This window comes from Cystobacter fuscus DSM 2262 (assembly GCF_000335475.2).
GTDB classification, from domain to species: Bacteria; Myxococcota; Myxococcia; order Myxococcales; family Myxococcaceae; genus Cystobacter; species Cystobacter fuscus.
In genome coordinates this window covers 183,907-198,611 of record NZ_ANAH02000011.1, presented here as the reverse complement: position 1 = coordinate 198,611, position 14,705 = coordinate 183,907, and the positions used below count along the sequence as shown (strand labels likewise).

Here is a 14,705-nt window from a genome sequence, read left to right as displayed (position 1 = left end):
AATATCCCGAGGCCCCCTATCAGAAGAGCACGCGCTGGACGCCCGCCGCCTGGAGGAGGTAGTCCCTGGACGCTTCGAGGGCGGCACGCAGGGGGGCCCAGTTCACGTCGACGAGGGCGCCTCGCCATTTGCGGATCCGTCCCGCGACGATGACCGTGTCCACGTTGCTCCGGTCCATCAACGTGACGACGGCCCCCGGAACGTTGTTGAGCGGAGCCACGTTGAGGGCATCCGCGCGCAGCAGGAGGACGTCCGCCTCCTTGCCTGGAGTGAGCGAGCCGACCTTGTGGGAGAGGTGGGCCACCCGGGCCCCCTCGACCGTGGCGAAGCGAATCACATCGCGGCACGTGAGGAGCTCGGGCAGGTTCGTCTCGCCGTTGATCGCGCGCTCGTTGATGAGCGCCCGCTGGAGCGTGAAGACGGTCCGCATCTGGGTGAAGAAGTCCGCGGTCATGGTGCACTCGACATCCGTGCTGAGCGCGGGCTGGACACCATGATCGAGCGCGGACTGGATCGGCGGCAGGCCGTGCCGCATGGCCATCTCGATCGGGGCCGCGATCGAGACGCTCGCCCCCGAGCGGGCGATCTCCCGCCAGGAGCCCTCCGAGATGCGGCTGGCGTGGATGAAGACGAGGTCGGGCCCGAGCAGGTTCTCGCTCGCGAGCTGCTCCACCAACGTGGCCTGGCCGAGGCTGCCGACGAGGTGCGTCACGATGGGCAGGCCATTCTGACGCCCGATCGCCCAGTAGGTCCGGAACGAGGAGTCGAACACCTCCCCGCCCATCGCCAGGGTCAGGAGCTGATCGGTGGAGGAGAAGTACCGGCCGCGGATCCGCTGGAGATCCTCCGGGAAGAGGTTGCCGGGACCCACGCCCGGTGAATACACGAAGACCGCGCGGCGGCCCGCGTCCTGAAGCCCCTGGATGACCGCATCGGTGTGCGCGGGCGTATGTCCCACCTGCGACGTGTCGACGACCGTGGTCACCCCCGCGTCCAGCTGGCTGAGCGACGAGACGAGCTCGGCGAGGTAGGCGTCCTGAGGCCTGAAGACCGGCGTGATCTTCGTGTGGATGTAGTCGAGGTAATTCTTCTCGCCGTGCGGCAGCCCATCGTTGAACAGCAGGCCGTCGGACAGGAAGCTGCGCAGCGCGGTCTGGTATTGATGGTGGTGGGTGTCCACGAACCCCGGCATGACGATCATGCCCGTGGCATCGATGATCGCCGCACCGGGAGCGTTCAGCCTGGCCCCCACCGCGATGATCCGCTTGCCCTCGATGAGCACGTCGCCCTGGGCGAAGTTTCCCACCTGGGGATCCATGCTGAGGACCGCGCCGCCCTTGAGCAGGTAGCGCCGGTTCGACGCACCGGTGTCCCTTGGCATGTCGTGGCCCCTGGCACCGTCCTCTCGCGACAGGTCCCCCTGCGCGGTCGCCGCCAGCACCGGCGTGGGGACCGAGGAGGCCACCACGGCCCCGAGGGCGGAAGCCCCTACCGAGAGAAACTCGCGACGGGAGGAGCCCGCATTCGCTGGCTCGCCGTCATGGTTCGAATGGTTTCCACAGAGCTTCTGGCACATGTCGTACTCCCCCTCTGGACTCACCCGAGCCCGTTGTCGTGCCACCTCATTCACGAGGCGGCGACATTGATGTCCCTGGAGCGCTGGAAAGCCTAGTGGGTGGCGGGGCGCGACGTCGAGCCTCGTTCATCGCCATGCTCGAGACGATCGACGCAGCGCGACAGCAGAGGGCAGCGGGGAAGTCCGCTCCATGCGGACGAGCCCACTGGACGTGCTCCGGGCCGTCCTCTCGCGGCGCCGCCGGGGCAGGCGAGGACCGCCTCGATGAAGGCCTCGGGGGGGTGGTACTCGTGCTCGGTGAGGTAGTGGCGGATGAGTTCGAGTGCGATGAACCTGGCCCCGCGTGTAGGCGATGTCAGGCTTATCGAGGCATCTCCGGTTCTCCTGATATGGTTTCCATGGCAACGAGATAAAAAAATTATCATCCTGCTCAGCCCACTCTAGCCTCACCAGCGCATTATTCACTGGAGGTCAAAGAGTGTTTGTATTTCGCCGTCTCTCCTTTCTCCCCGCGTTGCTGCTGCTCTGCATTGCCGCCTGTAACACGCAGCCTCAAGGCTCCGTCAGCTTCGCCGCCGCCGTCCAGCAAGCCCTCTCCGCCAGTAGCGTCACCCGCGTCACGGTCACCATCTCCGCTTCCGACATGACTTCCATTGTCGTCGACCTGGCCGAGTCGAACGGCACCTGGGGAGGGCTGATCGGCAATATTCCCGCTGGCACCAACCGCACCTTCGTCGCCGACGCTTTCGATGCCTCCGGCACCAAGCGCTTCCAGGGGCAGACCTCCGGCGTCACCATCATCGCCCATCAGACAACCGCCGTCGCACTCACCCTGCAGGAGCTGTCTCCCCAACCGCCCTACAGCAACGAAGCCCCGCTGATTGACTCCGTCGTCGCGGCCACCACCGCCGTGCAGACGGGCGCCTCCCTCTCCCTCACCGCGACGGCCCACGACCCGAACCCGGGTGACTCCCTCACCTATGCGTGGAGCGCCACGGGCGGTACCTTCTCGGCCCCCACCGTGGCCAATACCACCTGGACCGCGCCCACCACCCTCGGTGTCCAGACCCTCACCTTGACGGTGACGGACTCGCAGGGGGCGGCCGTCTCCGTCTCCCTTGCCATCAACGTCTACTCCGGTGTCGCCACCGGTAACGCCGCCATCAACATCTCCTTCAACTTCGCGCCTGTGGTCTCGAAGGTCTCCGCTTCCCTCAACCAGCTCGACGCGGGGCAGTCCACCGCGGTCTCCGCCATCGCCTCGGACTCGGATGGCGATACCCTCTCGTACCTGTGGTCCGCCTCCTGTCCCGGCACCTGGACGAACGACACCTCGAGCGCCGCATCCTTCGTGCCGTCTTCGGTCCCAGCCAGCGCGTGCAACAACTGCCGTCTCACGGTGACCGTCCAGGACGGTCGCGGTGGCCAGACGACGGGCTCGCTCAACCTGTGCGTGACCTCCACGTCCACTCAGCGTTTCCCGCCTGTCTTCACCCACTATTACCAGTCCGCCCTCTCCGCCTCCGCGGGGCAGCCGGTCACCTTCGAGGTCAACGCCCAGGATCCCCAGTCCAGCACCCTGACGTTCGCGTGGAGCGCCAACATGGGCTCGCTGGCCACGGCGCAGAATACCGCCAGCACCAGCCGCGTCGTGTGGACGGCACCTGCGTGCGCTGACGCGGGCCCTCCCCCCTCCGTGACGGTGGTGGTCACCAATGCGTACGGCCTCTCCGCGTCCATGCCCTTCGCCCTCTCCGGGCTGCCGGCCTGCGCAACCGGGTCGTCGTCGGCCGGCTTCATGGCCACGGCGCGCGCTGGCCACACCTCCACCCTGCTCCCCTCCGGCAAGGTGCTCGTCGCGACGGGCGAGAATAGCAGCACGCCCGCCCCCGCGGAGCTGTACGACCCGGCCACCAATTCCTGGTCCTCCACCGGCTCCATGGCCTCACCCCACGACTCCGCCCCGGACATCCTGCTCCCGTCGGGCAAGGTGCTCGTCCCAGGCGGGTACAACCAAGGCTCCGCCACCGCCGTCGTGGAGGTGTACGACCCGGCCACCAACGCCTGGTCCACCGCCCAAGCCATGACCGCGGCACGCTTCGGCCACACCGCCACCCGGCTTGCCTCCGGCAAGGTGCTCGTCACGGGAGGGTTCAATGGCAGCTTCCTCTCCTCCACGGAGCTGTATGACCCGACCACCAACACCTGGACCCCCACTGCGTCCATGAACTCGGTGCGCTACCTGCACATGGCCACCCTGCTCCCGTCGGGCAAGGTGCTCGTCACGGGAGGCTATGGTTCCGGCTTCTTCTCCACCACGGAGGTGTACGACCCGGCCACCAACTCCTGGACTCCCACTGCGTCCATGGCCTCGGTCCGCTACGCCCACACCTCGACGCTGCTCGCGTCCGGCAAGGTGCTCGTCGTGGGGGGACAGTACGCTTACTACAACAGCCATCTGGCGACCGCGGAGGTGTACGACCCGGCCACCAACGCCTGGTCCCCGGCGGGCGCCCTGACCGTGGAACGCTCGGGACACCTCGCCACCCTGCTGACCTCCGGCAAGGTCCTCGTCTCGGGCGGGGCCGACAACGCGGACAACCCCCTCACCTCCGTGCAGGTGTACGACCCGGCCACCAACTCCTGGTCCTCGACGGCGCCCCTGGCCGTGGCGCGCATGTCACACAACGCCACCCTGCTGAACTCCGGGAAGGTGCTCATCTCGGGGGGCATTGGCACCACAGGCGCCTATCTCTCCTCCGCGGAGCTCTACACGCCCTGAGAGGCGTCCTCTCTAGACGCTCCGTCTGAAAACGCCCGGGCCGTGTCATCGGTCCCGGGCGTCATTGCTCCCGGGATGGTGTCCGGGGAGGGTGTCAAAGAATTCGAGCGATGTGACCGGGGATGGCGGGGATGGCTCCGCGAAGCGTCCCCCGCGCCCACCCCGTCTTCGCCCCCCCCCTCTTGCCAGCAGGTGGAAGTGGTTGGAGGCGAAGGTGAAGGCGTGCAACCGGACGGTGCCCGCGCTTTGTTGGACGGCGCGCGCCAGCACGGCTCCCACCACCTCGTTCACCTCCGTGCTGGGACGCAGCAACAGCCTTCCCCGAGTCGAGTGTCCCTTGTTTCGAGTCCTTTGACACCGTCTCCGGAGGGACTAGACGGGCGGCTTCGCCTCCAACACCGGGGGCATATCCGGATCGGCCTTCTGCATCGCCCGCTGATACGCGGGCCGTGCGCCGATCCGCTGCAGATAGGCGAGGATGTTCGGCCAGGGCGACAGATCGTACGGCTTGAACAGCCGCATCGTCGTCAGCGAGAACACGATCATGATATCCGCCGCCGTCAGCTCCTTGCCGGCGAGATAGGGCGCCTCGCCCAGCCTCTTCTCCACCGTCGAGAACACCAGATTGAACCGCTCCTTCGCCGCCTGCAGTACCGCGTTCTTCTCCGACGGATCGGCGCGCTCCAGATACCTCACCTGCAAGACGACCGGCTGCAACGTCCCGTTGGCGAAATGGAACCAATAGAGATAATCGGTGAAGCCAGGCTGTCCTCGCTTCACCGCTAGACGGCCATTGCCATGGGTCTCGATCAGATATTCGGCAATCGCCCCGGACTCGCCGAGTACGAGATCGCCGTCGGTGATGATCGGCGCTGTCCCCATCGGATGCAGCGCCTTGTATTCCGGCGGCGCGAGCCGATTGTCCTTCCGGCGCTCATACCGCTTCAGTTCATAGTCGAGCCCGAGTTCCTCACAGAGCCAGACGATCCGCTCCGATTGCGAACGTCCGAGATGATGCAGCGTCAGCATATGAACGCCCTTGCCCGAAGTATTGCCCTGGTCATGCGCGAACCGTAAGCTGCGCGAGTCAGCTAGAAAAGGCGTGCCCGCATACCGGTATGGCGACTACCACCCTCCCCGAATTCCTCCGCGCTCGCCGCGAGCGGCTTCACCCCGAATCGACCGAGCGGCGTCGCACTCCCGGACTTCGTCGCGAGGAAGTCGCGGCGCGCGCCGGCGTGAGCGTCACCTGGTACACGTGGCTCGAACAAGGTCGCGGCGGCGTGCCGTCCGACGACGTGCTCGAACGCCTCGCTCGCGCACTCGAGCTCGACGACACGAATCGCGAGATGCTGTTCCTGCTCGCTCACGATCGTCCGCCACCGCGCCGCCACACGCCGCCCGCCGAGGTCACGCCGGCGCTACAGCGCGTGCTCGACAACCTGCACGTGCCCGCGTTCGTGAAGACGCCGACGTTCCAGATCGTCGCGTGGAATCGCGCCGCCGTGGCGGTGATCGGCGATTACGCCGCGGTTCCCGAGCGCGACCGCAACATGCTGCGCCGGGTCTTTCATCCCGAAGCCGCCGCGTTCCTGCCTCATGCCGATGACATGCATCGCACGTGCCTCGCCGCGTTTCGCGTCGACATCGCGCGTGCGGGAGCCTCAGAAGAAGCCGCCGCGCTCGTCGACGAGTTGATGGAGACGAGCGAGGACTTTCGCCGGCTGTGGGCCGAGAATGAGCTGAGCACGCACGGTGTGAGGTACAGGCGACTCGTCCGACCGAATGTCGGCGAGCTCGTGTTCGAGACGTCGGTGTTTTCCGTCGACGACAGCGACGGCCTCAACATGTTTGTCTTATCACCGGTGGACGACGCTTCCGCGCGTGGGGTCGAACAGCTGCTCCGCGAGCTTGCCGAGTAGCGCCGAGAGTTGCTCGCGATCGGCTTTCGGCCGGGGCGGGCGCGCGCCTCCGGTAACCGCTGGCACCGGACCCGCGGCCCAGGGAAACACCTGGGGCCGTGACGCTCTGGTGCGGTGCATTCGAGATCGACTACGTTGGCGGGCGAGAGGGGATTCAAGGGGAGTAGGTGCGGCACTCCGCGCGCCACGAAGAGCGACTCGTTGCTGGACCAGCTCATCGCCTGGGGCGGCGCCTTGAAGCCCCCGCGTCAGGGCTGAATCACCGCCACTTGGGCGGGGGGACGAACACGCCGAACACGCGCGTCTCCTCGCCGGCCTCGGCATCCTGCCCCTCGGTCGCCACCATCCATCCCTTGGGGAAGGCACGCAGCTCCAGCAGGGGCTCTCCTCCCGCGTATCCCTGTGCCGTGGGCTGGAGTTGCGCCCGGCGAGGCCCCTCCTCCCGCCCCAGTCCCGTCCACAGCCGCCCCAGCCACCGCGGCTCCGGCGGCTCGCCCTGGCCTCGGAAGTGGTGGTGGTCGAGCTGCTCAGACGCCGAGCCCAGGTAGTCGATGTCGGACTCGCTCTCCGGCCACTGCTCGAAGAGCGTCACGCGCAGGCCTCCGTCCACGGTGGGCGACAGCTCGATCGCCGCCAGGAGGATGTTCTGCTGGAGCAACTCCGCCCCCTTGTATCGCTCCCGGAAGGTCATCCCCCACAAGCGGACGGTCTGGGTGGGTGCCTGGCCCCGCCGTGCGTCCCCGAAGGCGGCGGCGGCCAGACACACGCCCTTGTAGTTGGAGGATGTCTCCGGAACACAGCTGTCGCTGGTGGCCAGCGCCTTCACCCACCCGGCCCGGTGGGCTGCGCCGGGCGCCTCCTTCACGGCCAGGGGTGTCTGGATCGTCTCGGTCTCCTCGGACTGCTTCCTCTTCGTGCATCCCGAGGCGCCCAGGACCACCGCGCAGCTCACTGCCATTCCCGTCAGAAACAGCCTCATGGCATGTCCTTCCGTTCGCGTTCACTCCAAGCGTATAAGAAGGAGGGGAGGCCTGTTGAGGGTGAGGGCTGGAGCGGAGGGGCCGCTGAAGCCCGAGCAGAAGCAGGACCTGCCCGGCCGGGTCAGCATCGTCATCGAGTTCTGACGAGTTCTGACGAGGGGCTCGAACGAATGGCACTCCGCCCGCATGCCTGCTGAAGATCAAGGTGGTGCCCACCTCCCTGGGAGAGATGAAACCACCCCCGCCGGAGGTGATACGGAACAAGGAGGAGCACAACCTCCGGCGTGGAGCTGAAATCAGGTACCCTGCCGAGCGGAAGCCGCACTCGGCAGTCCTTGGAGCACCCCATGCTTCGCATCCTCGGCAGCGTACTGGTTGTCCTCACCCTGAGCGGCTGTGCGGCAATGCCTCCTCGCCAACCCGCCACCCCCCCGTCCACAGGAGCCGCCCCCATGCACCTCGGCAACTTCTCCGTCAGCCTCGCCGTCAAGGACATCGTCGTCTCCCGCGCGTTCTACGAGAAGCTCGGCTTCCGTGCCATCGGCGGTGACCAGGCCCAGAACTGGCTCATCATGCAGAACGAGACCAGCACCATCGGCCTCTTCCAAGGCATGTTCGACAAGAACATCCTGACGTTCAACCCGGGCTGGGACCGCAATGCCAATCCACTCGCCGACTTCGACGACGTCCGCGAGCTCCAGCGGACCCTCCAGGCCCGCGGCCTCACCCTCACCTCCGCCGCCGACGAATCCTCCACTGGCCCCGCGAGCCTCATGCTCATCGATCCCGATGGCAATCCCATCCTGATTGATCAGCACGTCCCCAAGCCGGCGCGCTGAGGGGGCGCTCCTTCTCGGCTCCTCCACCGTCGCGGCAAAGGCCGGGTTCTCCCTCGGGAAGGGAGTCCCGGGAAGGGAGTCAGACGATTCGTAGGCTACGAGCCCTTTGACACCTTCCCCGGTAACGCCTCCCCGTTACTGACAGGCGATTCCTGGCAGACCCCGGTACGCGCCCTGCGAGGTCCACATCGAGTAGGGCGTCCCACACGACCCGCCGTACGGGTCATCCGTGCCGTAGTTGGGAACCCAGTACTCGAAGTGGAGGTGCGGCCCCGTGGAGGCACCGGACGAGCCCGCCCGCGCTATCCAATAGGAGCAGCCGATGGAGGCGTTCCTGGCGAACTGCTGCGTGTACTTCATCAGATGCCAGTACTTGGTCTTGGTGCCATCCGCGTGCCGCATGATGATGTAGTTGGCCGTATACAGTCCGCAGGCGGCGTACGGGTTGGCCTGGTCCCAGTAGTTGCACCGGTCGAAGTAGCCATCCACCGAGGACTCGATGACGCCACTGGCGGCGTTCATGACCCACACGCCGTAGTCCATTTTGCTGAACCCGCCGACCAGGGCGTAGTCCGTGCCCGTGTGGCCCGCGTAGCGCACGCCACCACACGCGTAGTCCCTGCCACCGTAATCCTTGTACGCGCTCACCGTGCAGCCACCGTTGCCGCACTGGTCGGCGAGCTGCGACATGGGGAAGCGGAACCTCACCGTCTGAGCCGAGGACACCGCCGGGAGGGCCAGCAGCGCGAAGAGCAGCGTCGTGGCGAGCTTCTTCATCGTGTTCATCACTTCTCACCTCCCAGATCCGGAGCCGCCTGGCCCGTGCGCACGTTGAGCTTCCAGAACTCGCCGCCACCCGCGTTGTAGCGAAGCACGTCCTCGTTCTCCCACTCCATGTGGTGACTCGAGACGGGCGGGGGGACGAAGCTCGCCGGCGCGCCCCCGAACAGCGACCAGTTCTCCAGCCCGACGTTGGTGAGTTGCTTGGGCTGCGCGCCCTCCACCGTCGTGACGAAGAACGAGGCCACGCTGGTACGGCCCGACACGAAGACCACCGTCTTGCCATCCGGAGAGATGGTGGGCGTCGCGTCGATTCCAGGCCCATCCGCCAGCACCTTCACGCGGCCTTTCATGTCGATGAGGCCCACGGACGTCTCGTGTCCCTCGCCGTCCCCCACCAGCGTGGCCACCAGGGCGTCACCCTTCGCCGTCGGGAACAGATCTCCACCCACCTTCTGGGCCAGCAGCCGCTCGCGGCCGTTGGGCTCGCGCAGGCGCAGGTTGCCCTGCCCATCCAGCAGCGCCACGTTCTGCCCCACCGAACGCGCCTCCCGGTACTTGAACTCGCGGTCCACCACGCGCACCGTGCCGGTCGGCTCGTCGTACTGGGCGATGGCCAGCAGCGGCACGTCGTCCGTCGCCAGCGGCTGCTCCGGGATCTCGGCGATGACACCCACCATCATGTTGCGACCGTGACCGAAAATCTGCACGAACCGTGCCTTGGGTCCGAACTCCTTCTCGACGACCGGGATGATGCGCTCACGCGCCTTCTCGACACGGCGAAGGTCCGACGGGTTCATGCGACCCGCCGCCGATGCGCTGGTCGTGGCCAGTGTCAACACCACAAGGGAGAAAAATAGCTTTTTCATCCGACTCAGGGGGGAAAGGGGGGATTACCAGGGTTGGCACAACGGGCACTGCCCCGTAAGGACGGAGAAACGTGGCGCGCGTCTCACGCGGAGCCGAAAAAACCACGCCGCACGAAGAGCACCTCGCTGAGCGGTGTAGAGGCGGAGCAGCCCCATTGGGCACACACCGGCCCAAGTGGCCCGATGCAAAAGTGCGGCGTAGCAGCCCCGCCCAGTCTACTCGCTGCCTCCTCACCTTCTTCGGCTCCGCCACCGTCGCGACCAGCGCCTGGCGCTCCTCCCCCGGCCTCGGCCCCGGCTGGGGGGGAGCATGGGTTCGAATCCCTTGTGGCTTTCAGCCAACTTGTCTTCGCAGTACAATCATTGTGTATGCCTATTTTCACTGAACCTCGCGATCCCAGATTTATTACCGTTCGTCGTGGCGGCACCTTGAGTGATGCAAATCACCACCTTCTTGCAATATGGGCTGCCACATGCGCGGAGCATGTCCTGCATTTTTTTGAAGAAGCACGGCCCGAAGATGAGCGGCCGCGCCAGGCAATCGAGCTGGCTCACGCCTGGACACGAGGCGAGATTACAATGCGCCAAGCGCACAAGGCTGCTTTTGTTGCCAATGCCGCCGCCAGAGGGCTGTCCGGCGCGGCAAAGCTCGCGGCCTACGCGGCTGGGCAGGCTGTAGCAGTGGCTCACGTGGCAGCGCATGAGTTGGGCGCGGCGGCCTATGCGATCAGGGCCGTGCAAGCCGCGGCTCCTGAAGCTGAGCGTGAACGAGCCGGCCGCCAGGAATGCCAATGGCAGCGCAAGCAGCTTCCAGACGAAATCCGGGAGCTTGTGCTTGACGACCAGCGGCTGCGCAATCATGTATGTTGGTTCGTATTCGATTGCTGACCAACACAGGATGATACTCTTCTGCATTCCTCTCCGAGGATGTCAAGGAGTTCCCTCCGAGGATGTCACACGCTTCCCTGGGAGTTGGACTGCTCCCGGGTCGAATTCAATGCCAATGATTTTGAGTTGTGAGCCGAACCGCTCGCCCAAGGACTGGCAGCACCGGATCAGCAAGGGCTATGTGATCGTGCGCCAGGCGGTCCCGCCCGAGAATGTCGAGCGGCTCGTCGACCACCTCTGGCGCTTCGACGACGCCAGCACGCCTCCCACCACCTCGTTCACTTCCGCGCTGGGACGCAGCAACAGCCTTCCCTCTAGAAGGTGTCAAAAGAATCGTTCCAACAACTCCCGCCCTACGAGCCGTTTGACACCCTTCCCGCTCAGATCTGCGTCAACGTCGCGGGGCCGTTCCCCTGGTCGCGCAGGAACTCCAGATCCTCGATCATCGTGTCGAACATGTCGCGGCCGGTGCTGGTCACGAAATAGTTGGCCAGCGAGGTGATGTCGGAGGAGATGTTCATGCCCCAGGGCGGCTTCGCGCTCTGGTTTTCGATGTCCCACACCACCTCGGTGGGCAAGAAGGTGAGCAGTTCTTTGCGCGCCGTACGCAGTTCCTCCAGCGCGCGCGCGGCATGCGCCTTCGGCAGCTCGCCCTGGTAGAGCTCGCGCATCAGCACCGGAAAGCGCGTGCCCCAGCCCTCCGGCTCCAGCCGCACGGAGATGGTCGAGAAGAAGGCGTGGACGAAATCGCCCCGTCCCAGCTCCGTTGCGACATTGTCGATCATCAGCGCGATGGCCATGGCGATTACCCGGGAAGGGTGCCAATGAAACTGGTTTCATCGGGACCAACCTTCACGTTCGAGCGTAAGATGGAGAAGGGCTGAATTGAAGGGGGGTCGCCGCTGTCCTCTCGCAGGATGCTAGAAAACCGTTGCTGAAGAAGTATCATCGGCCCTACAAGTCTATCGGATGGAGTGAACGCCATGGTCGGCAAGACGTCCAAGAAGTCGGTGAAGGTCGCCAAGAAGGCCGCCTCCAAGCGGGTCGCCGCGAAGGCGGCCAGACCGAGCAAGCCGGCACCGAAGTCACAGTCGCGCAAGGCCGCGAAACCGGCCCTCCTCTCAGGCGGCAACCCTCAGATCGGGAAGGCCTACGGCGACGCCCCCGTGCAGGCCTACATCGCGGCCATGCCGGGCTGGAAACGCGATGTCGGGCGTCGCCTCGACTCGCTCATCGCGCGCACCGTCCCCGGCGTGCACAAGGCAGTCAAATGGAACTCGCCGCTGTACGGAGTCGAGGGCCAGGGCTGGTTCCTCAGCGTCCATTGCTTCACGAAGTACGTCAAGGTGGCTTTCTTCCGCGGCATGTCGCTGCGTCCTGTCCCCCCCGGCGAGTCCAAGAGCAAGGACACGCGCTACCTCGACATCCATGAGGACGACCAGCTCGACGAAGCTCAGCTCGCCGCTTGGGTGAAGCAAGCCAGCCAATTGCCCGGCGAACGAATGGGAGAGGCCAGTGCGAGAAGTGACGGGCGAGGGACAACAACCCTGAAGAAGACGAAGAGCGGCTCGGAGAAAGGAACAGGAGAAGACTCTCCCTCTCAGCTGATCGATGCGAGAATCAAGGAGCTGGGTGATTGGCGGGGCGAGACGCTCGCTCGGATCCGAACGCTCATCAAGCAGGCCGACCCCGAAGTGGTCGAGGAGTGGAAGTGGAGAGGGGTTCCGGTGTGGTCGCACGCCGGAATGATCTGCACCGGTGAGACGCACAAGGCTGTCGTGAAGATGACCTTCGCCAAGGGCGCCTCGTTGGAGGACCCTTCAGGCCTCTTCAACTCCAGCCTCGAAGGCAACACCAGGCGCGCCATCGACTTCCACGAGGGCGACAAGATTGATGAAAAGGCGTTGAAGGCGCTCATTCGCGCCGCCGTGGCACTGAACACGGCGGTGCGTGCGACCGCTCGCCCCGTCCGCGCTCAGAAGAGACGCTCTGGGTGAGGCATGCAGCCCCCACGAAGCCGCTGCTCATGCTCGAGCAGCCACTGCTTGGTGGGCACGCCCCCCGCGTACCCGGTGAGCGCCCCGCTGGTGCCCACCACCCGATGGCAGGGAACGACGATGGAGAGCGGATTCCTCGCGTTCGCGGACCCGACCGCCCGCGAGGCCCCCTCCCGGCCGATGTGGCGCGCGAGGCCCGCATAGGACCAGGTGACGCCCAATGGAATCTCCCGGAGGGCCTTCCACACCGTCTGCTGGAAGGGCGTCCCGATCGGCTCGAGCGGAAGCTCGAAAGCCCCACGCTCGCCCGCGAAGTACGCCTCCAGCTGGCATCGAGCCTCCCGCAGCACCGGGTGCGCCTCCTCCTCGCTCGCGACGAGCACGGGAGCCCGCTTGTGGTTCTCCAGGTAGATGGCGGTGAGTGCCCCTGCGTTGGCGTACAACCGGAGGGGACCCACCGGGCTCTTCAGCGTCGTGGTGTACAGCTTCATCCGCCTGCTCCTTCCGAGAGAGAAGTCCAGAGGTGTATCGCCGCGTATGAACGCCACGGCCGCCAGGCCTCGGCCCGCGCGCCGGCCTCCTTCGCCGTCACGCCTCCGAGTGCCTTGCGAATCCCGAGATCGCTCGCGGGGAACGCGTCGGGCCAGCGCAGCGCCCTCATGGCGACGTAGTGCGCCGTCCAGGCGCCGATGCCCGGCAGCGCCTCCAGCGCCGCCATCGTCGCGTCCACCTCCGCGTGCCGGTCCAGCCGCACCGAGCCCTCCGCCACCGCCCGCGCCACCCCCAGCAGGCTCCTCGCCCGCGCCCCGGGGAGTCCCAACGCCGCCACGTCGTCCTCCGACGCCGCCGCCAGCGTCTCCGGCGGCGGGAACAGCCGGGAGAGTTCCGCATGGGGGCCATCCACGAGCTCGCCGAAGCGCGCGACGAGCCTCCCGCTCAGCGTGGTCGCCGCGCGCACGGTGACCTGCTGCCCGAGGATGGCGCGCACCGTGAGCTCGAAGGGCTCGAAAGCACCCAGCACTCGCAGCCCCGGGCGCGCCTGGACGCACCTGGCCAGGAGCGCGTCGCGTCCGAGGCACTCCGAGATGACCTCCGGCTGCGCGTCGAGGTCGAAGAGCGCCCGCAGCCGCGTGGCCACCTGCATCAACACCCCCGCCAGTGACAACGAGACCTCGGCCAGCAGCGCGGGGCGCTTCGGATCCTTCCGGACCACGAGCCAGCCCGTCTTGCCCCCCAGGCGCACCGTGCGCCGGTATTCGGAAGCCCCCACGTGCTCGACCCCTGGAATGGCACGACCTCGCAGGTAGAGCAGGAGCTGCTCCCAGTCGAGCGGCGGGCGATAGTCCAACCGGAGCACGAGGGAGCGCGAGCCCCCCGCCTCGTCACTGGCTCGCCGCAGCTCCGAAGGGGGCCTGCCGAAGCGCGCCTGGAAGAGCGCGTTGAAGCGCCGGACGCTCTGGAAACCACTGGCGAACGCGACCTCCGCCAGCGGGAGCGCGGTGTCGTGGAGCAGTTGCTTGGCCAGCGCGAGCCGCCGCGACTGGGCCAGCTCGACCGGCGAGACGCCCAGCTCCGTCTCCATCGCCCGGCGCAGGTGACGGCTGGTGACTCCCAGCTCCGCCGCCAGCTCATCCAGGGACGACTCGTTGAGAAATCCCCCCTCGATGCGCGACACCGCGGCCGCCACCAGCCTCGGGACCGAGTCCACCGGTGCGCTGCCCGGGGCCAGCTCGGGACGGCACAGCAGGCAGGCCCGGAAGCCCGCGTGCTCCGCCTCGGCGGCCGTGCGGTAGAAGGCGCAGCGCTCCTGGCGGGGCGTCCTCGCCGTGCACACCGGCCGGCAGTAGATGCCCGTCGTCGACACCCCGACGAAGAAGAGTCCATCGAAGCGCCGGTCTCGCGCGGTCAGGGCCCGGTAGCAGGTCTCGTTCTCCAGCGTCTTCATCACGGGGCTTTCGTAGCGTGACCGCCCCGCTCTGTCTGGCCGTTTTCGGACCTGACCGCGAAAATCGGGTCGCCGCCGCGGCGGGCCTGTGGGGCCACCCCAGCAGGCGGGATGTTGAGCGCCAGGG

At 66.6% G+C, this 14,705-nt stretch carries 14 protein-coding genes and 1 pseudogene; 6 read left to right on the top strand and 9 right to left on the bottom strand.

Annotated features, from left to right (window positions below; genetic code table 11):
* Positions 1-19: 19 nt before the first annotated feature.
* Together D187_RS21170 and D187_RS59725 are read right to left on the bottom strand one after the other, a co-directional pair.
* A complete protein-coding gene (locus tag D187_RS21170; RefSeq protein ID WP_245591775.1) occupies positions 20-1,381 on the bottom strand; it encodes an amidohydrolase family protein in 1,362 nt (453 codons plus the stop codon).
* Positions 1,382-1,668: 287 nt separating this feature from the next.
* The gene (locus tag D187_RS59725; protein WP_497463187.1) at positions 1,669-2,001 is read right to left on the bottom strand and encodes a DUF7919 family protein; all 333 of its coding nucleotides are present in this window, start codon (positions 1,999-2,001) and stop codon (positions 1,669-1,671) included.
* Between the two features lie 53 nt (positions 2,002-2,054).
* Between D187_RS59725 and D187_RS21165 the strand changes: the two genes are divergently transcribed.
* Complete coding sequence (locus tag D187_RS21165) at positions 2,055-4,358, top strand: Kelch repeat-containing protein (protein WP_002626605.1); 2,304 nt, start codon at positions 2,055-2,057, stop codon at positions 4,356-4,358.
* A 372-nt stretch (positions 4,359-4,730) separates the two neighbouring features.
* On the opposite strand, the gene D187_RS21160 is transcribed toward D187_RS21165, so the two are convergent.
* A complete protein-coding gene (locus D187_RS21160; protein WP_002626604.1) occupies positions 4,731-5,387 on the bottom strand; it encodes a glutathione S-transferase family protein in 657 nt (218 codons plus the stop codon).
* A gap of 89 nt (positions 5,388-5,476) precedes the next feature.
* Between D187_RS21160 and D187_RS21155 the strand changes: the two genes are divergently transcribed.
* Complete coding sequence (locus D187_RS21155; protein WP_002626603.1) at positions 5,477-6,280, top strand: helix-turn-helix transcriptional regulator; 804 nt, start codon at positions 5,477-5,479, stop codon at positions 6,278-6,280.
* Between the two features lie 259 nt (positions 6,281-6,539).
* Here D187_RS21155 and D187_RS21150 read toward each other — a convergent pair whose 3' ends face one another.
* Positions 6,540-7,259, bottom strand: coding sequence for a hypothetical protein (locus tag D187_RS21150; protein ID WP_043430908.1), 720 nt, complete (start codon positions 7,257-7,259; stop codon positions 6,540-6,542).
* 453 nt (positions 7,260-7,712) lie between these two features.
* On the opposite strand from D187_RS21150, the gene D187_RS21145 reads away from it, so the two are divergent.
* Positions 7,713-8,099: a VOC family protein gene (locus tag D187_RS21145; RefSeq protein WP_002626600.1), complete on the top strand. Its 387-nt coding sequence runs from the start codon at positions 7,713-7,715 to the stop codon at positions 8,097-8,099.
* A gap of 135 nt (positions 8,100-8,234) precedes the next feature.
* Here D187_RS21145 and D187_RS21140 read toward each other — a convergent pair whose 3' ends face one another.
* Positions 8,235-8,885: a M23 family metallopeptidase gene (locus tag D187_RS21140; protein WP_020918172.1), complete on the bottom strand. Its 651-nt coding sequence runs from the start codon at positions 8,883-8,885 to the stop codon at positions 8,235-8,237.
* Positions 8,885-9,679, bottom strand: a complete 795-nt coding sequence (locus tag D187_RS21135) for a TolB family protein (protein WP_002626598.1) — start codon at positions 9,677-9,679, stop codon at positions 8,885-8,887. Before D187_RS21135 ends, D187_RS21140 begins: the two co-directional genes overlap by 1 nt.
* Positions 9,680-9,931: 252 nt before the next feature.
* Between D187_RS21135 and D187_RS59255 the strand changes: the two genes are divergently transcribed.
* Entirely contained in the window at positions 9,932-10,636 is a 705-nt protein-coding gene (locus D187_RS59255) for a putative immunity protein (protein ID WP_368665049.1), read from the top strand.
* A gap of 380 nt (positions 10,637-11,016) precedes the next feature.
* Here D187_RS59255 and D187_RS21130 read toward each other — a convergent pair whose 3' ends face one another.
* Positions 11,017-11,436, bottom strand: a complete 420-nt coding sequence (locus tag D187_RS21130) for an immunity 70 family protein (protein ID WP_002626597.1) — start codon at positions 11,434-11,436, stop codon at positions 11,017-11,019.
* 183 nt (positions 11,437-11,619) lie between these two features.
* Between D187_RS21130 and D187_RS59095 the strand changes: the two are divergent.
* Positions 11,620-12,105, top strand: a pseudogene (locus D187_RS59095) (DUF1801 domain-containing protein); the annotation flags it as partial.
* 33 nt (positions 12,106-12,138) lie between these two features.
* Positions 12,139-12,633 (top strand): DUF1801 domain-containing protein, encoded by a 495-nt coding sequence (locus D187_RS57130; protein ID WP_211241558.1) that lies wholly within the window; start codon positions 12,139-12,141, stop codon positions 12,631-12,633.
* Here the strand turns inward: D187_RS57130 and D187_RS21120 are convergent.
* Positions 12,612-13,124 carry a methylated-DNA--[protein]-cysteine S-methyltransferase gene (locus D187_RS21120; protein WP_002626595.1) on the bottom strand — a complete coding sequence of 171 codons (513 nt, stop codon included), beginning with the start codon at positions 13,122-13,124 and terminating at the stop codon, positions 12,612-12,614. The genes D187_RS57130 and D187_RS21120 overlap by 22 nt on opposite strands.
* The gene (locus D187_RS21115; protein WP_043430903.1) at positions 13,121-14,578 is read right to left on the bottom strand and encodes a DNA-3-methyladenine glycosylase 2; all 1,458 of its coding nucleotides are present in this window, start codon (positions 14,576-14,578) and stop codon (positions 13,121-13,123) included. Before D187_RS21115 ends, D187_RS21120 begins: the two co-directional genes overlap by 4 nt.
* Between the last annotated feature and the right edge of the window lie 127 nt (positions 14,579-14,705).